This window comes from Pelomonas sp. V22 (assembly GCF_030014915.1).
GTDB lineage: Bacteria > Pseudomonadota > Gammaproteobacteria > Burkholderiales > Burkholderiaceae_C > JAUASW01.
Window position 1 is genome coordinate 17,524 of record NZ_JAGIXS010000003.1, and the last position, 21,080, is coordinate 38,603.

Here is a 21,080-nt window from a genome sequence, read left to right on the forward strand (position 1 = left end):
GTCAGTGTAGGCCGCCGAAACCGGCTGAAATTCGCCCTAGACTTGCTGCCGGTGCAATCGGCACTTCAGCATTGGAGGAGCGTCATGGCCAACAAGGGTCAGCAGCGAAGCAACAAGGAAACCAAGAAGCCCAAGAAGGACAGCTCGCCGAGCAAGACGCCGACCGGCAGCCCGGTGATGCCCACCGTGGTCACGGCCATCATCGAGCGCGGCAAGAAGAAGGACAAGTAAGCGCCCCCGCCAGCGCTCAGCGATCCTGGCGCTGCACCGTGAAGCGCAACGGCGCGGCCCGCAGCAGCGGGTTGCCGTCCGCGTCCTGCAGCCGCAGGTCGATCTCGTAATCGCCGCGCGGCAGGTCGATCAGGGCCTCGGTGCGGCCATCTGACAAGACCTGGCGCTGCACGGGGCCGCCGCCCTTGCTGCTGATGGTGAAGGCGAAGTGGCCGGTGTCCTTGACCTTCTGCGCCAACGGCGCAATGCCGTAGCCCACCGTCCCGAAGCTCAGCGCAAAGGGGCTGTTGACGGGCTCCTCATCGCGCAGGTTTTTCACATAGACCTCCTTGCCGCCCGCACGCGGGGCGGAGATCGTGTCCTGGTACCAGAGCGCACAGCTCTCCTCGAAGTTGCCGGCTTCGACACGGGGCGGCGCCGAGCTGCGACGGCCTATCACGTGCACCGTGATCTCGCGGCTGTAGACGAAGTAGGGCCGGTGTTCATGGTCGGCGAACAGCAGGCGCAGCGTGTGCTTGCCGTCGGGCAGGTCGAGCTGGGTGCCGGTCTGGCCCTTGCCGAAATGCTTGTGCGTGTCGGAGAAGGGGATCTGCGCCTGGTGGTTGATCGGCAGCGGTGTGTCGATCAGCAGGTGGTGATGGCCGGCCTTCTCGTTCTTGTTGCCGGCCGGCACGACGCCCATGCCGCGCACGCCGAACTCGACCCAGAACGGTGAGCGCACCGCGTAGCCGTTGGCGAGGTTGACGAAGCTGACCGTGGTCGGGTCGCGCAGGTCGACTGCCGTGCGCTGCTGCGTGTGCGAGAGCCAGCAGCGGCGCTCCAGCGGCGCGCTGGGCAGGGGCTCGGCCAGGCTGTGGGCGGCAAGGCCCGTGAAGGTCAGCAGGACCGTGATCTTGGACAGCATGCGATGACTCCCCGCCAGGCAGTGGCGAGCTGATTCTTGCATCGCCGCCCAGGACTCGCCCTCGCCCGTATGAGGGACGCGCCTCAGTGACGCAGCGACAGCGTCAGCAGCAGGCAGCTGTCGAGTTCGGCCTCCACCGCATGCTTCTCGCCACCGCGCAGCAGCACCAGTTGGCCGGCGCTCAGCGGCAGCTGCTGGCCGGGTGTGCGCAGCCGCACGCGGCCGGCCAGGCATTGCACGATCAGCTCGCCCGCCACCTGGTGCTCGGGCAGGCTCTGGCCGGCATGCATCACCATGTGCAGGAGCTGCAGCTGCTCGGTCTTGATCAGGCTGGTGCTGGGACTGTCGGTCTTGCCATCGGCCAGCGGGATGAGGTCGATCAGCTGGCCGGGATTGGCGTGGGTGAGTGCCATGGAGGTCTCCTGAAGCCTGCCGCTGATTGTGATCCTCCTCCATAGAATGCGGGCCATGTTCGATGCCCCCACCCGCGCGCCCATCGCGCGACGCAGCCTGCTGCTGCTTGCCACGCTGGCCCTGGCCGCCTGTTCCAGCCTGCCGCCTCCGCCGGTCGCCACGCCCACGGTGCCGGCGCCCGCCGAGCCGGTGACGCCCAAGCCGCCGCCGAAGCCGCCGCGCATCGGCCTTGCCCTCGGCGGCGGTGCCGCGCGCGGCTTTGCCCATATCGGCGTGATCCAGGTGCTGGAAGAGCAGGGCATCAAGGTCGACCTGGTGGCCGGCACCTCGGCCGGCAGCCTGGTGGCCGCGCTCTATGCCTCGGGCAAGAGCGGCAACGAGATGGCCCAGTTGGCCGAAACCATGGACGAAGGCGCGATCACCGATTGGGCTTTCCCGACCCGCGGCCTGATACGCGGCGAGGCGCTGGCCCGCTATGTGCGCGAGAAGACCGGCAACAAGCTGATCGAGCAGATGCCGCTGCCGCTGGGCATCCTCGCCACCGAGCTGTCGGACGGTTCGCCCATCCTGTTCCGCACCGGCGACACCGGCACGGCGGTGCGCGCCTCGAGCTCGGTGCCGGCGGTGTTCCAGCCGGTCAAGATCGGCAACCGCGAGTACGTGGACGGCGGCCTGGTCGCCCCCGTGCCAGTGCGCTTCGCGCGGCAGATGGGTGCCGAGCTGGTGATCGCGGTGGACATCAGCTCTCCGCCTGACGAGAAGCCCGCTGGCGATGCGCTGCACATGCTCTTGCAGACCTTCTCGATCATGAGCCGCAGCGTCAACAACTACGAGCTGCGCGATGCCGACGTGGTCGTCCGCCCCGGCCTCAATGGCGTGGGCAGCGCCGATTTCAGCGCCCGCAAGCGTTCCATCCAGGCCGGCCGCGAGGCCGCACAAGCCATGCTGGCCACGATTCGCCAGCGCATCGCCGCGAAGACCCGCTGATGGCCCACCAGCGCATCGAGCTCTTCCCGCTCAGCTCGGTGCTGTTCCCGGGTGGGCACCTGAACCTGCGCATCTTCGAGCCGCGCTACCTGGACCTGATCCAGCGCTGCCTGAAGAGTGGCGAGCCCTTTGGCGTGGTGGCCCTGACCGCCGGCGGCGAAGTGCGCCAGCGCGGCGAGGGTGAGGGCTTCGTGCAGGAGGCCTTCGAGATGCTGGGCACGCTGGCCCATATCGACCATTGCGAGCGGCCGCAGCCCGGTCTCTTGCAGATCCGCTGCACCGGCGGCCAGCGCTTTGCATTGGACAAGAGTGGGTGCCTGCCCCATGGCCTGTGGGTGGGCGAGGGTCAGCTCTTGCCCGACGATGCTGCCGTGCCGGTGCCCGAAGACCTGCAACAGGTCAGCCGTCAGCTGCAACTGTTGCTGAGCCAGTTCGAACAGGCCGTGGCCGCCGAGGACCTGCCGCTGCAGCCGCCCTACCACTGGAACGATTGCGGCTGGCTCGCCAACCGCTGGTGCGAGCTGCTGCCTTTGCAGCAAAGCCAGAAACAGCGCCTGCTCGCACTGGACAACCCGCTGCTGCGATTGGAGCTGGTGGCCGATCTGCTGGAGCAAGTGGGGCGCTGACCGGGCTGCCCTGAAGGCAAAAGGGCCTGCAAGTCGCCTTGCAGGCCCGGGTCCTTTCAGGCGCCAGCATGAAGGCTGGCGCCCTTCTGGGTCACGTCAGAACGCGTGGTTGTAGGTCGCCGTGAAGCGGGTGCTGCGCGGCGCAGCATTGCCAACCGGCATCTGGTAGATATTGCGCGGCGTGCCGCCGTTGGTCTCGCCACGCTCCTCCACCGCCAGCACGGCCTGGTTGTCGAACACGTTCAGCATCTCGGCCGACAGGGCAAGACCGGGGACGAAGCCGGGCTTGTACGTGACGCTGAGATTGAGGCGCGAGTTCGAGGCCAGGCGTCCCACGGTGCCACGCTCGGAGATCTTGCCGAAGCAATAGTGGTAGTTCGAACCGTAGTTGTTGCCGGCGTCGAACCAGGACGGATTCCAGCCCGCCGGGTTGCCAGCATGCTTGCCCTGGTAGGTGCCGAGGCAACTGCGCGGCCGACCCGACTCGTAGGTGTAGGTGCCTGCGAGCTGCAACTCGGGGATGACCTGGTAGTAGCCGTAGGCCTTGACCTGGTGGCGGCGGTCGTTCGGCAGGTAGCCGTAGCCGCCTTCCATGATTTCCGGGTGGTCCCAGGTCATGGTGGCCGACACGTCACGCTGCGCACGGTCCGACAGCGTCTGGCCTTCCGTGTAGCCCTTGCTCTTGGCGTAGGTGTAGGTCAGCTTGCCGTACCAGTTGTCGCGGAACGGATGCTCCAGGAAGAAGTCCAGCGCCGTGTAGGTGCGCTTGGGCTTGATCGTGCCGTAGCCCATTTCGTCGGCACTGAAGGTCACCCGCGTGTAGGTCTTGCCATCGCCATTGAAGTTCATGTCGAAAGTGTTGGCACGGCCCGGGTTGAACGAGGCGCAGCTCCAGGGCGCATGGGCATCCGGGTCGTTCGCCTCTGCCTGGGCGATGAAATCGCGCCAGGGCTTGGCATCCAGCGTCGGATGATCCTTGACGTACTTGCCGAACGGGCGCCAGTCGCAGGTGTCGTCGATGGTGCTCTTCATCTCGCGACGGGTGAACTTCACGCCGCCACTCAGATCCTTGAGCAGGGCTCGCTCGATGCCCAGGATCATTTCGTCCTGGTAGGCCGGCTTGATGTTGGCGGCAGCCACGCTGTGCGGATCCTTGGTCTGGCCGTACTCGCTGTTGGACGAGTAGGGTGAGGCCTGGTTGATGCGGCCGGTTGGCATGCCGTTGGCGTCGACGCCGGTGTAGGTGAACACCTGGGTCGTGTTGGTGGAGCCGTTGGCGCCGCGCAGTGCGATCAGCGTGGGGATCTGGATCGAGTAGCGGCCGGCACTGCCGAATACCTTGGTGGTGGCATCGCCCGAGACGTCCCAGACGGCCGAGAAGCGCGGATTCAGCTGGTTGCTGATCTTCAGGAACGAGACCTTCTCGAAGTTCTGGTTCTCGTAGGTTTCGCGGCGCAGGCCGGCGGTCAGCAGCAGGGTCTTGCTGGCCTGCCAGCGGTCCTCGATGTACTGGGCCGTCTGGTTGGAGTAGGCGTTGCTGACCGTGGAGTTCACGCTCTCGAAGCCGTAATAGCCCTTGGCCGCGAGGGCGCCGTTGGCGGGGTTGCCGATCCAGAGCTTGGTGCCGCCCGACAGTGACAGCGTGAAGTCCTTGCGAGCCGTATCAAGGGCGCTCAGCGGGTCGGCATAGGTGATGCTCCGGCCGCCCGGGGGCGCCTGCTTGCCGCCATTGAGGGTGGACATCTTGTTGTCGTCCATGCCCACCTTGATGGTGTGCGCGCCGAGCTTGTATTCGACGTCCAGGCGCAGGCCCTTCACCTTGTCTTCGTTGCCCGGGATGTAGAGCTGGCCCGTGAAGGTGTTGAGCTGCGGGTAGGTGACGCCCGGGGCGCGCGAGCTGGGACCGTTCTCGAAACCGACGGCAGGCACCGAGACATTGGCACCCTCGACCGAGGAGGTGCGCTGGGTCTTCAGCTGGCCGGCCAGGGCGGTGACGGTCAGGTTGTCCGTGATCTCGCCCACATAGCGAAGGATGCGGACATTGGCGCCCGAACTGGTGAGGCCGTCTTCGTCGTTCTTCCAGCGCTCGATGTGGTCGACCTTGCCGTTGCGGACGCCGGTTTCCGGGTTGAAGCCCGACACGGTACGGGTCAGCTTGGGCGTATCGCCGATCAAGGTCAGGTCGACGCGGTGGCCTTCCGCCAGGTTCAGGTCGAACTTGCCCATCAGGCGCGTGGTGACCGCCTTGTCCTGGTTCCAGCCGCTGGTGGCGGAGGCGTCCGGTGCGGCGGTATTGCCGTTGACCACGTCAACGCCATTGGCCCGCGAGGTGCGCTTCTCGGCCGACAGGAACATGAACAGCCTGTCCTTGATCAGCGGGCCGCCCACATAGCCGCCCACGGTGCTCTCGGTCAGCGTGTCGTCCTCGCGGCGCAGTCGCAACTTGCCGTCGGTGGGAGTGCCGACCTTGCTGTAGTAGCGGTTCTCGGGCTTGGCGCGCAGCGAATTGGGGGAGATGCTGGCCTGGCCGCCCGCTTCCCAGTTGTTGGTGCCGCTCTTGGTGACGAGGTTGATCACGCCGCCGATGGAGCGGCCGAATTCGGCACCGAAGCCGCCGTTCAGGATCTGTGCCTGTTCGATGGCGCCAAAGGGCAGTTCGGAAGAGCCCAGCTGGTTCAGCGGGTTGGTGACCGGGAAGCCGTTGATGTAGTACGAGTTCTCGGACGCTGCACCGCCGCCGATGGAGGCGCCACCGGGGTAGCGCGGGTCAGCGTGGGTGGTATTGGGTGCCAGGGCGATGATGGACGCCACATTGCGGCCGCCGGGCAGGGCTTCCAGCTGCTTGGCCGTGAAGCTCGCGCCGCTGTCGGCGTTCGACACGTCCAGCACCTTGCGGGTACCGGTGACCGTGACGGTCTCGAGTTGCTGACCGAAGCTCACCTCGGCGTTCTGGCCGAGCAGGACCTGGACGTTCTCGCGGACGGTCACGGCTTTGCCGTCCCGCATCAGCGTGACTTTGTAGGTGCCGATGGGCAGCGACGTGGCCTGGATGCGGCCGCTCGAGTCCGGCGTTGTGACGCGGCGGAAGCCGGTGGCCGGATTTTCGATCAGGACCGTCGTGCCGGCCGAGACCTGGACCGTGCCGAAGATGCTGCCCGTCGCATTCGACTGGGCGTAGACATTGCCTGCCGCGACGGCCGCCAGGCAGGCAGTGGCCAAGGCAATGGCGCTGCGTTGAAGCCGCAGGCGGCCATTCATGGGTTTGAACATGGAGATCCCCTCGTAAGGATTGCTGGAATACTTTTTCGCAAGCTGTTCGCTCACGAAGTTAGTTTCGATTCCGGCTGCGAGACATCAGGATCGGGTTGTCCCTCGGGCCCACCGAAGGGGTGTGTATGGCGAAATACACCTCCCACCCCACCTTTCACTGTGCTAGGGCGAAATTCGCACAAACTGGTTTGGACAATAAAAAAGCCCAGTGCTGGGCACTGGGCTTGAAACGGTACTTTTCCGAAGCAGAGCTTCTTTTGGGCACCGAGGAGACAACTTGGATGCCCGCTGCAGGAGCGGCGGGCCAAGGACCTCTATGTCTGTCGCGTGGCGGCCTGGATCAGGCAGCGGCGCGCTTGCTCGAGCGCGTGGCCGTTTGCGTGGCCTTGACGGCCTGGCTGGTCACGGCCTGGAAGTTGGCTTCGGCCACTTCGGCGGCCTGCTTGGCAGCCTTCTGGGCGGTTTCCAGTGCGTTGTTGGCGGCAGCGACGGCCGACTTCACCAGGGCGGCGGCGCTTTCGCTGCCGGCCGGGGCGTTCTTGACGGCGTTGTCGACGATGGCGTTGAACTTCTTCTGCACGTCGCCGAACTGGCCTTCGGCCAGCTTGGCCACTTCGGCATTGGTGGCAGCGGCGATGTCATACAGGTGACGGCTGTAGGCGGCGGCCTTGTCGGCGCTCGGCTGCAGCAGCGACTGTTGCAGCGTCAACAGCTCTTGAGCGTCCTTGACCGACAGGGCGGCCGTGGTCGTTTCGGCGACTTCGCTCAGCGCGGTCTTGGCGACTTGCAGGTTCAGCTCGACCAGCTTCTCAACGCCTTCGAAGGCCTTGTTGGTCAGGCCGAACAGGGTTTCGACGTTGGCCTTGTGTGCAGCAAAAACTTGTTCCGGGGTCAGCATGGTGGTTTCTCCTGAGAGGTTGAATGCTTGGGGACTCGGGCTTGCAGTTCTTTTGTTGCACTGCAGCATGGATCGAAGTATCGGGGCGGGTCGGGGCGATTGCAAGAACTTTTTGCTGCACTGCACCAAAAATTTTGTAACTTGACTTTCGACCCGGCCGAAGCACCCAGGGCCAGCGTGCCCTGCGCCGGTGACGCGCGCATGACGGCGGGCCGGGCCGCCTGCCGCTATCGTCGGGGCCACGATGCTCGCCTTCCACTCCGACGCCCACAGCCTGGCACTGCCGCCGGGCCATCGCTTCCCGCAGAGCAAGTACCGGCTGCTGCGAGAGGCCATCGAGGCGGCGCCGGGCCTGATCCGGCTGCTGCCGGCCGAGGCGGCGACCGAGGGCGAGCTCCTGCTGGCCCACACGCCGTCCTACGTCGAAGCCGTGCTGCAAGGCCATCTGAGCGCCAGCGAGCAGCGCGAGATCGGCTTCCCCTGGTCGCCCTCGATGGCCGAGCGCTCGCGCCGCTCGGTGGGCGCCAGCATTGCCGCGGCGCGCGCGGCGCTGGAGGAGGGCGTGGCCGCCAACCTGGCGGGCGGTACCCACCATGCCTATGCAGACAAGGGCTCGGGCTACTGCGTCTTCAACGATGTGGCGGTGGCTGCCCGCTTGATGCAGGCCGAATGGCATCGCCGCCATGGCCACGGCCGGGCGGGTCTGCGGGTGCTGGTGATCGACCTGGACGTGCACCAGGGCAATGGCACGGCGTCCATCTTCCGCGAGGACGACAGCGTCTTCACTTTCTCCATGCATGGTGCGAAGAACTTCCCCTTCCGCAAAGAGGCGAGCAGCCTCGACGTGGACCTGCCCGATGGCTGCGGTGATGAACCCTACTTGGCGGCGCTCGATGAGGCGCTGGACAAGATCTGGCAGCGCCTCGACGCGAGGCCGCCCGGCCTCGCCTTCTACCTGGCCGGGGCCGACCCGCACGAGGGCGACCGCCTCGGCCGGCTCAAGCTGAGCACCGCCGGCCTGCTGGAGCGCGACCATCGCGTGCTGCAGGCCTTGCGCGCGAGGCGCATCCCGGTGGCGCTGTCCATGGCCGGTGGCTACGGGCGCGACCTGGCCACCACGGTGGCGGTTCAAGTGAATACCCTGAGCGAGGCGGCCCGCAGCTGGTCGCTGTGGCGAACCCCGGCAATGAAAGAATGAGCCCCATGAGCAGCAGTCCCAATCTCAGACCCCAGCCCGAGCCGCGCAGCGCCTACGCGCAGTTCGTGCGCCTCGGCACCCGTTGGATGGACAACGACATCTACGGCCACCTGAACAACGTCGTGTACTACAGCCTGTTCGACACGGCCGTGAACCAGTACCTGATCGCGCAGGGCGCGCTGGACATCCACGGCGGCGCCGTGATTGGCCTGGTGGTCGAGACGCATTGCAATTTCTTCGATTCGCTGGCCTTCCCGCAGGCCGTCGACGCCGGCATCCGCGTGAGCCAGCAAGGCCGCTCCAGCGTGCGTTACGAAATCGGCCTGTTCGCCGAAGGCGCCGAGACCTGCGCCGCGCGCGGCCACTTCATCCATGTCTATGTGGACCGCGAAAGCCGCCGGCCGGTGGCCGCGCTGCCCGCTGCCTATCTACAAGCCTTGCAAGGACTGACCGCACCATGAGCCGCTTCGACCTTCCCACGCCCGAGCAGACCGCCATCGTCGATGCCGCGATCGAGAGCCGCCACTCGATGCGCGCCTTCCTGCCCACGCCCGTGCCCCGCGAGGTGGTTGAAGACATCCTGCGTGTCGCCTCGCGCGCACCCTCTGGCACCAACACCCAGCCCTGGCAGGTCCACGTGCTGACGGGCGCGGCCAAGCAGCGGCTCTCCAGCCGCATCATGGCCGTCTACGACGACCCGACCGAGCTCGCGGCCCACACCGAGGAGTACGCCTACTACCCGCGCGAATGGGTCTCGCCCTACGTCGACCGCCGCCGCAAGATCGGCTGGGACCTGTATGGCCTGCTGAACATCGCCAAGACCGACAAGGCCCGCATGCACGACCAGCACGGCCGCAACTACCAGTTCTTCGATGCGCCGGTGGGCCTGATGTTCACCATCGACCGGGTGATGCAGCAGGGCAGTTGGCTGGACTACGGCATGTTCATCCAGAACGTGATGATCGCGGCGCGCGCGCGCGGCCTGCACACCTGCCCGCAGGCAGCCTTCACGCAGTTCCATCGCCTGATCGCCGAAGCGTTGCAGCTCAAGCCCGAGCAACAGCTCGTCTGCGGCATGTCGCTGGGCCATGCCGATCCGGCGGCGGTCGAGAACGGCCTCGTCACCGAGCGAGCGCCGGTGGCCGAGTTCACGCGCTTCCTTGAGGACTGAGTTCATGGCCGAGCTGGACGGGGGCGCCCTCGGTGCGCTGTGGGGCCTGCCGTTTGCCGGCATGCTGCTGTCGATTGCGCTGCTGCCCCTGCTGGCGCCGCGCCTCTGGCATCCACACTACGGCAAGATCGCCGCCGCCTGGGCGCTCGCCTTCTTGCTGCCCTTTGCGCTGATGCAAGGCGCAGGCCTCGCCAGCCACCTGGTGCTGCACACGCTGCTGGCCGAGTACCTGCCCTTCATCATCCTGCTGCTGGCCTTGTTCACCACGGCCGGCGGTATCCATGTGCGCGGCAACCTGCATGGCAGCCCGGGCCTGAACGTGGGCCTGATGGCCATAGGCGCGCTGCTCGCCAGTGTGATGGGCACGACCGGCGCCTCCATGCTGATGGTGCGCCCGCTGATACGCGCCAACGACAACCGCCTGCACAGCGCTCACGTGTTCGTGTTCTTCATCTTCATCGTCAGCAATGCCGGCGGCGCGCTGACGCCGCTCGGCGACCCGCCGCTGTTCCTCGGCTTCCTGCAAGGCGTGGACTTCTTCTGGACGCTCAAGCACCTCTATCCGCAGACCCTGTTCCTCGTGCTGGCCCTGCTCGCCATCTTCTGGGTGATTGATCGCCGCTGCTATGCCCGTGAAGGCTGCACGCCGCAAGACCCGACCCCGGACAACGCCGAGCGCTTCGGCCTCGAGGGCAGCATCAACTTCCTGCTGCTGGCGGCCATCGTGGGCATGGTCTTGATCAGCGGCGCCTCGAAGCCGGGTGTCGAGTTCACGGTGGCCGGCGTTCATCTGGGCTTGCCCTCGCTGCTGCGCGACGGCCTGCTGCTCGTGGTCACCGGCCTGTCGATCTGGCTGACCCCGCGGGCCGTGCGCGAGCGCAACCAGTTCAGCTGGGGTGCGATGCAGGAGGTGGCCAAGCTGTTCGCCGGCATCTTCCTGACCATGATCCCGGTGCTGGCCATGCTGAAGGCGGGTGAGCAGGGCGCCTTCGCGGCCGTGACTCGCGCGGTCACCGGCGCCGACGGCCAGCCGCTGCCCTGGGCCTATTTCTGGTTCAGCGGTTCGCTCTCCAGCTTCCTGGACAACGCACCCACCTACCTCGTGTTCTTCAACCTCGCCGGCGGCGATCCGCAGCAGCTGATGGGCCCGCTGGCGGCCACGCTGGCGGCGGTGTCGGCCGGCTCGGTCTTCATGGGCGCGATGAGCTACATCGGCAACGCGCCCAACTTCATGGTCAAGGCGATTGTCGAGGAGCGAGGCATCGCCATGCCCAGCTTCTTCGGCTACATGGCCTGGTCTTGCGCGGTGCTGTTGCCGCTGTTTGTCTTGATCACGGGGATCTGGTTCCTATGAGAAAGCATGTGCTGGTTGCCCGCCGCGTCTTCGACTCGGTCACCACGCGCCTGGCCGCGCATTTCGAGGTCGAAGGCAATGCCGAGGACCGTGTCTTCAGCAAGGTCGAGCTGATCGCCAAGCTGCAAGGCAAGGCTGGCGCCTTCATCACCGGCAGCGAGCGCATCGACGCCGAGGTGCTGGCCGCCTGCCCCGAACTCAGGGCCGTCTGCAACATGGCCGTGGGCTACAACAACATCGACCTTGCGGCCTGCACCGCGCGCGGCGTGCTCGCTACCAACACGCCCGATGTGCTGACCGAGACCACGGCCGACTTCGGCTTCGCCCTGATGATGGCCACGGCCCGTCGCATGGCCGAGAGCGAGCATTTCCTGCGCCGGGGCGAATGGACGAAGTGGTCGGTCGACATGTTCATCGGCTCCGACATCCATGGCGCCACGCTCGCCATCCTCGGCATGGGCCGCATCGGCCGGGCGATTGCGCGGCGCGGCCACCTGGGCTTTGGCATGCCGGTGATCTATCACAACCGCTCGCGCCTCGCGCCCGAGCTGGAGGCTGAGGTCGGTGCCCGCTATGTCTCGAAGGATGAGTTGCTCAAGCAGGCCGATCACCTGGTGATCGTGCTGCCGTATTCGGCCGAGTCGCACCACAGCATCGGCGCGGCCGAGCTGGCGCTGATGAAGCCCGAAGCCACGCTGACGAACGTGGCGCGCGGCGGCATCGTCGACGACGCCGCCCTCGCCGAGGCCTTGCGCGAGCGCCGCATCGCTGCCGCAGGCCTCGATGTGTTTGAAGGCGAGCCCCGCGTGCATCCGGACCTGCTGAGCCTGCCCAATGTGGTGCTGACCCCGCACATTGCCAGCGCCACCGTGAAGACGCGCCTCGCCATGGCCGACCTGGCGGCCGACAACCTGATCGCTGCGCTGACGGGCGGCGTGCCGCCGACACCGCTCAACCCCGAGGTGCTGGCCGCGCGCTGAGTCATGAACTGGTTCCGTTTCCTCTTGGTCGCCGGGCTCTGGCTGGCCGGCCACTGCCTCGCCGCTCCGACGCTAGATGCCTCGCAGCTGCCGCCCGAGGGGCTGTCGCTGACCCGGCATTTCGAGGTGGTGGATGATGCCAGCGCCCAGCTCACGCTGGCCGACGTGCGCTCGCCCGCTGGCGCGGCGCGCTTCCAGGCGAGCAGCGCCAGCGGCGAGGCACTGGGCTTCTCCTACACGCGTTCGGCGGTCTGGCTGCGACTGCGACTGGCCAACCCCGGCGATGCGCCGCTCGTGCGCCTGCTGGAGATCAGCTATCCGCTGCTCGCCAAGCTTGATGCCCATGTGCCGGACGAGGCCGGGCAGTACCGCACGATGGAGACCGGCTTTGCCCGGCCCTTCGCGGCGCGCCTCCATCCCAGCCGCTTCTACGTGATCCCGCTGACGCTGCCGCCGCGCAGCGAGCAGACGATTTATCTGCGCGCCGAGACGCCCAACTCGCTCAATGTGCCGGCGCGGCTGTGGACGCCCGAGGCTCATGCGAACCACGAGCGCGCCGGCTACGTGGCGCAGGGCCTGTACTTCGGCCTGGTGCTGGCGATCACGCTCTACAACCTGATGCTCTTCCTGGCGCTGCGTGACTGGAGCTACCTGCTCTACGTCGTCTTCGCCACCAGCGTGGCCGCAGCGCTGGCCGCCTTCACCGGCATCGGCGTCGAGTACCTCTGGGGCGATCTGCCGGCCTGGACGGCACGTGGCGTCAACATCCCTTCCTCGCTGGCCGGCGTGGCGCTGCTGCTGTTCACGCGTCGTGTACTGGACACCCGGCAACTGCTGCCGCGCCTGGACAAGGCCTTGCTCGTCGGCGTGGCCGTGAACCTGGCCTGCATTCCGCTGCTGCTGTTCTTCTTCCAGCGTTTCGTGCCGCTGTTCGTGGTGCTGAACGCGCTGACGGCCCTGCTGCTTCTGCTGGTCGGGGTCATGGGCGCGCTCCAGCGCCACCGCAGCGCCTACTACTTCGTCGCCGCCTTCGCGGTCATCCTGCTGGCGGTGGTGCTGACTCACTTGCGCAACCTCGGCCTGTTGCCCACCAATGTGCTCACCAGCGAGGGCACGCAGTTCGGGTCGGCCATCGAGATGCTGCTGCTGTCTTTCGCGCTGGCCGACCGCTACAACGCCATGCGTCGCGACAAGGCCCGCGCGCAGAGCGCCCTGGTCGAGAGCCTGCGCGCCTCCGAGCAAATGCTGGAGAGCCGCGTGGCGGCGCGCACGGCCGAGCTCGAGGACCTGAACCGCCGCCTCGAGGCCATGAGCACGACCGACGGCCTGACCGGCATCGCCAACCGCCGCCAGTTCGATGCCCGCCTGGCCAGCGAATGGACCCGTGCGCTGCGCCTGCATCAGCCGCTGGCCCTGGCCCTGATCGACGTGGACTTCTTCAAGAAGTTCAACGACCGCTACGGCCACCAGGCCGGCGACGACTGCCTGCGCCGCGTGGCCCGGGCGCTGGCCGCCACCCTGCACCGCGAGGGCGACCTGGTGGCCCGTTATGGCGGCGAGGAGTTCGTCTTCATCGCGCCGGCCAGCGATGCGGCGGCCGCCTTGCAGATGGCCAGCCGGGTCAGTGCCGCCGTGCGCGAGCTGGCGATCCCGCATGCCGATTCGCCCAGCGGCTTGCTGACGCTCAGCATTGGCGTGGCGGCCTGCGTGCCGCAGGCCGAGTCGCTGGCGGCCACCCTGCTGGCTGCCGCCGACCAGGCGCTTTACCAGGCCAAGGCCCAGGGGCGCGACCTGGTGCTGCTCGGGACGCTGCCGCATTCATCGCCATAGCGCCACGCTCGTCGCTGCAAGGCCGGCGCTGATCGCGGCGCTGCGGCAAGTTGTTCACGCGCTCGGCATTCTTGAGCCTGGCTGATCGCATGGGGCTGATCAGAATCCTCGCAGGGGAAATGAATGCAAGTCGAGATGAGTGTGAATTGGGCCGCCGAGGCCTTGCAGCAGCAGCGCAGCAAGATCCGCTGGCTGTGGATTCCGGTGGCCTTGCTGACCGGGCTCGGGCTGGCGCTGGTCAAGTTCAATGCCGGCTGGAGCGTGCTGGTGCTGGGCCTGGCCACCTTGTGGGCAGTGCTGGGCACGATTGGCTACAGCACGCTGGAAGGCTTGAACATGACCGGCTCCGGCTTGATGGGCTATGGGCCGGATTACCGCACCGTGGGCTTGTTCTCCTACTACAGCAACCGCAAGACACTGCTGGCCAATGTCGCGACCTATGTCGTCTTGCTCGCTGTCGGCATTGTCTTTCCGGGCAGGGTGGATGACCCCGTGCTTGGAAGCATGTTGCTGGGGGCGCTTCAGTTCGCGGTAGCCGGACTGCCGCTCGAGTTCGCCAACCTGTTCGTTGCACGGCGCTGGGGCGATTCGCCGCCCATGCGCAAGGCGCTGGCCCTGTGGCTGCCCGCAGTCGCCGTGGCCCTGCTGGCCCACGTCCTGCTGATGGACGCGCTGACCTACTGGCACCCGACACTGATCTTCCCGGCCAACTGGTGGGCCGGACCGGCGATGACCTTCGGCTATCTGTTCCTGATGATTGCGCTGCACCACAGTGCTCTGCGCTGGCAGCGCCGCCTCGCTCAGGCCAACCAGCGTGCCGACGAGGCCGACACCGGCCGCCGCCTGGCCGAGGCGCAGCTGGCCGTGCTGCAGGCCCAGATCGAGCCGCATTTCCTCTACAACACGCTGGCCACCGTGCAGTACCTGCTGAAGGGCGAGCCGGGGGCGGCCGACTTCCTGCTGACACAGCTGATCCGCTACCTGCGTCTCGCGATGCCTTCGATGCGGCAGTTCTCGTCCACGCTGGGTCGCGAGTTCGAGCTGACCGATGCCTACCTGCAGATTGCGCGGCTGCGCATGGGGGGCCGCCTCAGCGTGGACCTGGACCTGGCAACCGCCCTGGAGGGCGTGGAGTTCCCGCCGCTGGTGCTGCAGACCCTGGTGGAGAACGCGATCAAGCATGGCATCGAGCCCAAGACCGGGCCGGTGCGCATCCGCGTCTATGCACAGCGCGGCGACGCGGAGCTGCGGGTCTGCGTGCAGGACGATGGCGTTGGCCTCGGTGGCGCGGCCACGCAAGGGGGCGGCACCGGCCTGCAGAACATTCGTGAGCGCCTGCAAGGCATCTACGGCGAGCGTGCCCGCCTCAGCATCGCCGGCCTGCCGCAGGGCGGCGTGCTGGCCAGCGTGACCCTGCCCATCAACCCGGACCGTGACCTGTGAACACCAGCCTCGCCCTCACCGCCATCCTGGCCGACGACGAACCCTTCATGCGCGCCGCGCTGCGCGAGCGCCTGCAGCAGCTCTGGCCCGAGCTGCAGATCGTGCAGGAATGCGAGGACGGCCTCTCTGCCCTGCAAGCCATCCAGCGCCTGCAGCCGCAGCTGGCCTTTCTCGACATCCGCATGCCGGGCCTGACCGGCCTGCAGGTGGCGCAATCGCTGCAGGGCGCGCTCACGCGGCTGGTCTTCGTCACCGCCTTCGATGCCCATGCGATCGAGGCTTTCGAGGCGCAAGCGCTGGACTATGTGCTCAAGCCGGTCGAGCTGCCGCGCCTGGCCAAGACGGTGGCACGGCTGCGCCAGGCCCTGGCCGAGCAGGCCGCGCCGCAGCAGCTGGCCCAGGCCTTGAAGAATTTGCAGCAGCAGCCTGCGCCGCGCCCCGCTGCGGGCGACTGGCTGCAGGTGGCCGTGGGCAGCCAGGTGCGGCTTGTCCACGTGGACGACGTGCAGTTCTTCGAGTCCGACAGCAAGTACACCCGCGTGGTTGCCGAGGACTGTGACGGCCTGATCCGGCTCTCGCTGAAGGAGTTGCTCGAGCGGCTCGATCCGCAGCTGTTCTTGCAGACCCACCGCAGCGTGGTGGTGAACCGCCGCCATGTGCGCGGCGTGCACCGGCGCGGCGAGGCGCTGGAGCTGGAGATCAAGGGGCGCGAGGAGCGGCTCAAGGTCTCGACCCAGCATCACCACCTGTTCAAGGCGATGTGAACAGCGGGGAGCTGCGTCGCACAGGTGCAACGCGTGCGTTCGGCGCGTTCTGCAAGCGCACGCCGGATCCTTCCAGACGAGAACAGGTGCACGCCGCCGCGCCGGCGGAAATTTCCGGCGTCGCGGCAGGCATCGCCCCTCAGTACAAAGCCAAGGTGGCACGTCCGCCCATCACCATTCAAGAGAGGAAATCAAAAATGAAGAAGTTTGCGCTGACCGCGCTGGTCGCCCTTTGCACTCAAGCGGCCTGGTCGGCCGAATCTGCGGGCCTGGTCGGCATCATGAACACTTCGGGGACGGTCGATGTGAATGGGTTCGCCAACCCGAAGAGCATCTGGACCGTCTACAACGTCAACGATCCGTCGGAGGAAGCTGTCGTGCTGGCCTACGTGGCCTATCGCCGCGTCGGCAAGCATCAGCTTTCCATCGAATGGACGGACGCCAAGGGCCAGGCCATCGACCGCTGCGCCTACGATCCCGTGCATGTTTCCAAGCTACCCTGGGTGCACACGATTACCTGCAAATGGGGGGGCCGCCTGCCATCGGGCGGCATCAATTTCACCGTCTTCAACACAGCGGATGGCAAGAAGGAACGAGTCGGCGAGATGTTCGTTCCGGCCAAGCAATAAGGGGCCCGTGGACTGAGGCAGGTCGTGGCTGGCGCGCTCAAGCGCCCGGCGGCATGCCGGCCCTGACCCAGCCGGCCGAGTCAATGCGCCGCTTCATCGGGCGCAGCCTCAGAGCGAGGTCGCCAGCAGCGAAGACGACGAGTCGACAGCCTTGACCGGCAACGCCATGGCCTGGGCCGGGGGGTATCGGTTCTCGACCCGCAGAATGCCGCCGTGATCGTCATGGTGGACGGTCATGATCTGGCAGCGTCGCGCGTCCAGGATGGCCGCTTCACTCAGGCCCTTGGCCGTGGCGATGTCGGCCAGCGTGGGCACCGGGAAGTCGCGCCTGCGCTCCACACCTCGGAAACGCAGGTGGTTGTACTTGGCCCAGAGCAGCAGTGAGCCGCCCATGCCGACGATCACCAGCGCATAGATGCCGAGCAATCCCAGGAAGCCGCTGAAGCCATCCAGGTCGATCATGTGGAACTTGAAGCGCAGGCCGAAGAACAGCCAGCCTGCCATGGTGATGGCCGGCAACCACAGGACGAACCAGCCGACCCAGAAGGCGGCCGTCAGTGCGCCGAAGACGGCGCGCTGGCGCCAGGTTTGCAAGTCCGGCCGATCGATGATCAGCTGAGGCGTCTTCTGCATCATGGCTGCAGCCCCCGGTCCGGGCTCTTCCAGCGCGCGCGGCGGCTGCCGCGCAGCAGCACCTTGGGCAGGGCCACGATGGTGGTGAACACGCTCAGCAGCCAGAACGCGAGCGGGTACCAGATCATCCAGTAGTAGTAGCGCCCGAGGCCCCGCTCGTAGCGCGAGTCCAGGAACATGCTGACGCCGAACTGCGTCAGGCAGGTCGTGCCTATCACCAGGCCCTCCCAGCCCGGCAGCAGGGTCTGGACCTGCAGCGGCTCGGGCAGGGTCATGAACAGGCCAAGCGTCCACAGGAGGATCACGCCGGCCATGGTGTAGGCCCACAGCACGCTGGTGAAGTACTCGAGGTAGACCGGGATCATGCGGCGATGCCGCCACTGGCCGAACACGCCGTGCTGGCTGAACAGCACCTGCGTGCCGCCCATGGCCCAGCGCAGGCGCTGGCGCCACAGGCCGCCGAAGGTTTCGGGCATCAGGATCCAGCACAGGGCATTGGGCTCGAAGCGCACGTCCCAGTGGCGCATCTGCAGGCGCCAGCTGATGTCGATGTCCTCGGTCAGCGCATCGGGGTTCCAGTAGCCGGCATGGTGCAGGGCCGCGCGGCGCAGGCACACCATCACGCCGGAGACCGTGAACACCTTGCCGTAGGTGCGCTGAGCCCGCTTGATCAGGCCGATGATGGACGAGAACTCCCCGACCTGGATGCGGCCCAGCAGCGTGGAGCGCGTGCGGATGCGCGGATTGCCGGTGACCGCGCCGACGCGGGGGCTGGCCAGCAGGTGGCGCATCATCCAGCGCAGGCAATGCGGGTCGACGATGGAGTCACCGTCGATGCAGAGGAAGTAGTCGTGCCGAGCCACCGCTGCGGCGGTGTTGAGGCCCACGGCCTTGCCCTGGTTGCGGGCCAGGTGGATGACGCGGATGCGTGCGTCCCGGGCCGCCATCGCGTCCAGGATCTGCGGTGTCTCGTCGGTGCTGCCGTCGTTGATCAGCAGGATCTCGAACTCGGGATAGTCGATGGCTTGCAGGGCTGCCACCGTCTCGTGGATACAGGCCGCCTCGTTGTGGCAGGGCACCAGCACGCTGACGCCGGGGTAGGCGGGCAGCGGCGCGGGATGATCGAAATCCGGGTCGCCGCGCTCGTAATGGAAGTAGTAGTACAGCCCGCCGCACATCCACAGGTAGGACATGAACAGCGGGTAGTAGAAGCAGAAGCCGAACAGCAGGTTCAGCACGCCACTGGCAAGCAGTTGTTCCATCAGAACCTCACCAGGGCGTTGAGGCTGAACTGGGTCTTGCTCTCGTAGACGCCGTCATAGGCGAAGCGCCGCCAGCCAAGGCCGTAGCGAAGCGCACCGCTGGCGCTCCATTGCCACTCGTGCTCATAGCGCAGCTCCTGGAACGGCCGCCAGCCATAGCTTTGCTGGACATAGGCCGAGCCCAGGCGGACGTCGCTGGTCTGACGGTAGTTGCCCGCCGTCAGGGCCAGGCGCTGGTTGAAGCTGCGCTCGTAGCGTCGCCAGGTCAGCCAGTCGGCCGCCAGCGTGGCCGAGACCGCGAGGTCGCGCCGGGGGCTGAAATAGACACGGTCCGGCAGGCTGTTGCTGCTGCCGTAGCCCGCCAGGCTCAGATCCAGCGTGCCGGCGCTGTGGCTTTGCAGGCGCTCCAGCCAGCTGACAGCGAGGGCGCGGCGGCGGTTGCCGTCATTGAAGTCGTAGCTGGACAGATCGGCGGCGACGCGGCGCGACTCGTTCCAGCGGTAGGCGCCGCCCAACACGGTGCGGCTGGCATGCAGGTAGGTGGGCGCATCGCTTTCGGCTCCGGGCTGGCGGGCCTTCAGCGGGAAGTCATTGGTCTGGCTTTCGTGGCGCAGCCGCCAGGACCAGTGGTCACCCTGCTGCAGGCCTGCCGCCACGGCCCAGACCGTGCTGCGCGCATTGCCCAGGTCCTGGCCCAGCTCGGCGCTCAGTTGCAGGTCGCGGCGTGTCCATTCGAGGCCTGCGCCGAGGCGCTCGTGCCGGGCCTCGGTGCCGCCGAAGCGGGCGCTGGCCAGGTGATGGCCGGCGAACGCGCGCCAGCCCTCGGCCGTTTGCCCGCTCTGCAGGCTGGTTTCCCACTGAAGATCGTTGTTGCCAGCGACCAGGCCCTGGCCGAAGCCGCGCACCAGGCCGCTGGACAGCGCCGACCGCGCGCGCCGTTCCCACTCGCCCAGCAGGCGCTGCACGGCGGGATGCTCAGGCGCTTCGCGGCGCAGTGCGTCTATGGTGCGGCCGGCGGCCAGGATGTCGCCCTGGGCCCATTGCGCATTGGCCAGCGCGATGCGAGCCCGCAGGTGGCCGGGCTCGGCCGCCAGTACCGCTTCGAAGCGGGCCTGCGCGGCGCGGGGCAGGCCGCGTTGCGCCAGCAGTTCGCCCTGTTCCAGCCAGAGGCCGGTGTTGTCGGCGTGCTCGTGCAGCAGCGCCTCCATCGCGGCCTGGGCCTCCTCGACCCGGTTGGCAAAGCGAAGCATGCTGGCCTGCGCCTGCCGGGCCGCGAGCGAGTCCGGTTGCTGGGTCAGCCAGGAGGCAAGGGCCTGGTCGACCGCCTTGAAATCCTCGGCTTCCAGATGCGCGTAGAGCAGGCCGCTGCGTGCGCTGGCGTCGGTGGGTTCCGCAGCCAGCGCGCGCTGGAAGACGGCGCGGGCCTCCTCCGGCTGGCGCAGCGTCAGCAGGGCATCGGCCGCGGCCCGCAGGGCATAGGGCGCCACCGGCTCGCTACCGGCGTCCAGGGCCTGGAACTCGGCGACCGCAGCGGTCATGGCGCCACGATCCCGCAGGGCCTGGACCAGGTCCTGGCGCAGCCGCTTGACCAGGTCGGCACGCCCGGCGCTGCGTACCTGCTCGGTCAGCTGCGCATTCTCTTGAATGGCCGCGTCGATCAAGCGGTAGCGGGCGGGTGTGAAGTCGCGCTCCAGCAGGGCGCCGGCGGCACGCACCCGTGCTGCATGGGCTTGCAGCAGGGCTTCGAAATCGGGCAGGGCGGGCGCGGCCGGCAGCTCGGGCGCGGCGGCGGGCATCTCGGCAGGCGCGGGGGCCGCGGCCGGGGCCGCTTGCTGTTGCTGTTGCTGTTCCTGAGGCGCGGCCGCCAGCGTGCGCGCGGGAGCCTGGCCGAGCGCGGCCAGGCGCAGCTCGAAGGACCGCGCACGCTCAAGGTCGGCGCGCGCAGTCAAGGCATCGAATGCGGCGCGCAGCAGGGTGGGCTTGCGGGCCGCCAGTCGCAGCACGCGCTGCAACTGGCCATCGGCCCGGCTCAGCTGGTGATCATCCAGCAGGGCCAGCGCGTGGCCGAGGGTGGCATCCGCATCGGCTGGCTTGCGCGAGGCAAGCAGGCCATAGGCCTGCACGGCGCGCTTGGCCTGCTGGCCATGCAGGGCCGCATGGCCGATGGCGGCCAGCACGTAGTCGGGCGTGTCCTTGTCAAGCCGAAGCTGGCGGCTGGCGGCCAGCGCCTCGGCATGGCGGTCGGCCCAGCTCAGCACTGCAATCAGGTCGTGGCGGTAGTCCTGGCGTTGCGGCTGCTCCTTCGCCAGACGCTCCAGCACCGGCAGGGCGCGCTCGAACCGGCCCGCCCGCGCATCGGCGATGGCGGTGGCGTAGCGGTCGGCGGCGTGGGCGGCCGGCGCCATGAAGGAAAGCGCTGCAAGCACGGCTGCAGCGCGGCGGGCCGCGCGGCGGCCGCTCCCCGGGGACCTCATGTGGCGGGGCTG

At 67.5% G+C, this 21,080-nt stretch carries 19 protein-coding genes; 12 read left to right on the forward strand and 7 right to left on the reverse strand.

The annotated features are described in order from the left end of the window. Positions 1-84 precede the first annotated feature (84 nt). Positions 85-231 (forward strand): hypothetical protein, encoded by a 147-nt coding sequence (locus J7U46_RS12455; protein ID WP_282826268.1) that lies wholly within the window; start codon positions 85-87, stop codon positions 229-231. A gap of 16 nt (positions 232-247) precedes the next feature. On the opposite strand, the gene J7U46_RS12460 is transcribed toward J7U46_RS12455, so the two are convergent. Further along, positions 248-1,135, reverse strand: coding sequence for a DUF4399 domain-containing protein (locus tag J7U46_RS12460; protein ID WP_282826270.1), 888 nt, complete (start codon positions 1,133-1,135; stop codon positions 248-250). Positions 1,136-1,218: 83 nt separating this feature from the next. Beyond that, positions 1,219-1,548 carry an AraC family ligand binding domain-containing protein gene (locus J7U46_RS12465; protein WP_282826271.1) on the reverse strand — a complete coding sequence of 110 codons (330 nt, stop codon included), beginning with the start codon at positions 1,546-1,548 and terminating at the stop codon, positions 1,219-1,221. A 55-nt stretch (positions 1,549-1,603) separates the two neighbouring features. Here J7U46_RS12465 and J7U46_RS12470 point away from each other — a divergent pair, with 55 nt between their 5' ends. Then, positions 1,604-2,536, forward strand: a complete 933-nt coding sequence (locus tag J7U46_RS12470; RefSeq protein ID WP_282826273.1) for a patatin-like phospholipase family protein — start codon at positions 1,604-1,606, stop codon at positions 2,534-2,536. Further along, a complete protein-coding gene (locus tag J7U46_RS12475) occupies positions 2,536-3,162 on the forward strand; it encodes an LON peptidase substrate-binding domain-containing protein (protein ID WP_282826274.1) in 627 nt (208 codons plus the stop codon). Before J7U46_RS12470 ends, J7U46_RS12475 begins: the two co-directional genes overlap by 1 nt. 96 nt (positions 3,163-3,258) lie before the next feature. Here the strand turns inward: J7U46_RS12475 and J7U46_RS12480 are convergent, their stop codons facing one another. Continuing rightward, the gene (locus tag J7U46_RS12480; RefSeq protein WP_282826277.1) at positions 3,259-6,432 is read right to left on the reverse strand and encodes a TonB-dependent receptor; all 3,174 of its coding nucleotides are present in this window, start codon (positions 6,430-6,432) and stop codon (positions 3,259-3,261) included. A 340-nt stretch (positions 6,433-6,772) separates the two neighbouring features. Further along, complete coding sequence (gene phaP, locus J7U46_RS12485; RefSeq protein ID WP_282826278.1) at positions 6,773-7,330, reverse strand: TIGR01841 family phasin; 558 nt, start codon at positions 7,328-7,330, stop codon at positions 6,773-6,775. A 244-nt stretch (positions 7,331-7,574) separates the two neighbouring features. On the opposite strand from phaP, the gene J7U46_RS12490 reads away from it, so the two are divergent. The 9 genes from J7U46_RS12490 (at position 7,575) to J7U46_RS12530 (ending at position 16,699) form a co-directional block, all read left to right on the forward strand. Next, positions 7,575-8,528: a histone deacetylase gene (locus tag J7U46_RS12490; protein WP_282826280.1), complete on the forward strand. Its 954-nt coding sequence runs from the start codon at positions 7,575-7,577 to the stop codon at positions 8,526-8,528. Then, positions 8,525-8,989, forward strand: a complete 465-nt coding sequence (locus J7U46_RS12495; RefSeq protein ID WP_282826282.1) for a thioesterase family protein — start codon at positions 8,525-8,527, stop codon at positions 8,987-8,989. Before J7U46_RS12490 ends, J7U46_RS12495 begins: the two co-directional genes overlap by 4 nt. Then, positions 8,986-9,699 carry a nitroreductase gene (locus J7U46_RS12500; protein WP_282826284.1) on the forward strand — a complete coding sequence of 238 codons (714 nt, stop codon included), beginning with the start codon at positions 8,986-8,988 and terminating at the stop codon, positions 9,697-9,699. The genes J7U46_RS12495 and J7U46_RS12500 overlap by 4 nt, the downstream gene beginning before the upstream one ends. A 4-nt stretch (positions 9,700-9,703) precedes the next feature. Continuing rightward, the gene (locus J7U46_RS12505) at positions 9,704-11,053 is read left to right on the forward strand and encodes a sodium:proton antiporter (RefSeq protein ID WP_282826285.1); all 1,350 of its coding nucleotides are present in this window, start codon (positions 9,704-9,706) and stop codon (positions 11,051-11,053) included. Further along, positions 11,050-12,033 carry a D-glycerate dehydrogenase gene (locus J7U46_RS12510; protein ID WP_282826287.1) on the forward strand — a complete coding sequence of 328 codons (984 nt, stop codon included), beginning with the start codon at positions 11,050-11,052 and terminating at the stop codon, positions 12,031-12,033. The genes J7U46_RS12505 and J7U46_RS12510 overlap by 4 nt, the downstream gene beginning before the upstream one ends. 3 nt (positions 12,034-12,036) lie before the next feature. Then, positions 12,037-13,863, forward strand: coding sequence for a diguanylate cyclase (locus J7U46_RS12515; RefSeq protein ID WP_282826289.1), 1,827 nt, complete (start codon positions 12,037-12,039; stop codon positions 13,861-13,863). Positions 13,864-13,998: 135 nt separating this feature from the next. Continuing rightward, positions 13,999-15,306, forward strand: coding sequence for a histidine kinase (locus J7U46_RS12520; protein WP_282826291.1), 1,308 nt, complete (start codon positions 13,999-14,001; stop codon positions 15,304-15,306). Beyond that, positions 15,303-16,070 (forward strand): response regulator, encoded by a 768-nt coding sequence (locus tag J7U46_RS12525; RefSeq protein WP_282826292.1) that lies wholly within the window; start codon positions 15,303-15,305, stop codon positions 16,068-16,070. The genes J7U46_RS12520 and J7U46_RS12525 overlap by 4 nt, the downstream gene beginning before the upstream one ends. Further along, complete coding sequence (locus J7U46_RS12530; protein WP_282826294.1) at positions 16,067-16,699, forward strand: hypothetical protein; 633 nt, start codon at positions 16,067-16,069, stop codon at positions 16,697-16,699. Before J7U46_RS12525 ends, J7U46_RS12530 begins: the two co-directional genes overlap by 4 nt. Positions 16,700-16,807: 108 nt before the next feature. Here J7U46_RS12530 and pgaD read toward each other — a convergent pair whose 3' ends face one another. Genes pgaD through pgaA form a run of 3 tightly spaced genes read right to left on the reverse strand, consistent with a single transcriptional unit; the run spans position 16,808 to position 21,068 of the window. Continuing rightward, positions 16,808-17,335, reverse strand: a complete 528-nt coding sequence (gene pgaD, locus J7U46_RS12535; protein ID WP_282826296.1) for a poly-beta-1,6-N-acetyl-D-glucosamine biosynthesis protein PgaD — start codon at positions 17,333-17,335, stop codon at positions 16,808-16,810. Next, positions 17,332-18,594: a poly-beta-1,6-N-acetyl-D-glucosamine synthase gene (pgaC, locus tag J7U46_RS12540; RefSeq protein WP_282826298.1), complete on the reverse strand. Its 1,263-nt coding sequence runs from the start codon at positions 18,592-18,594 to the stop codon at positions 17,332-17,334. Before pgaC ends, pgaD begins: the two co-directional genes overlap by 4 nt. Then, the gene (gene pgaA / locus J7U46_RS12545; protein WP_282826300.1) at positions 18,594-21,068 is read right to left on the reverse strand and encodes a poly-beta-1,6 N-acetyl-D-glucosamine export porin PgaA; all 2,475 of its coding nucleotides are present in this window, start codon (positions 21,066-21,068) and stop codon (positions 18,594-18,596) included. Before pgaA ends, pgaC begins: the two co-directional genes overlap by 1 nt. Positions 21,069-21,080 lie beyond the last annotated feature (12 nt).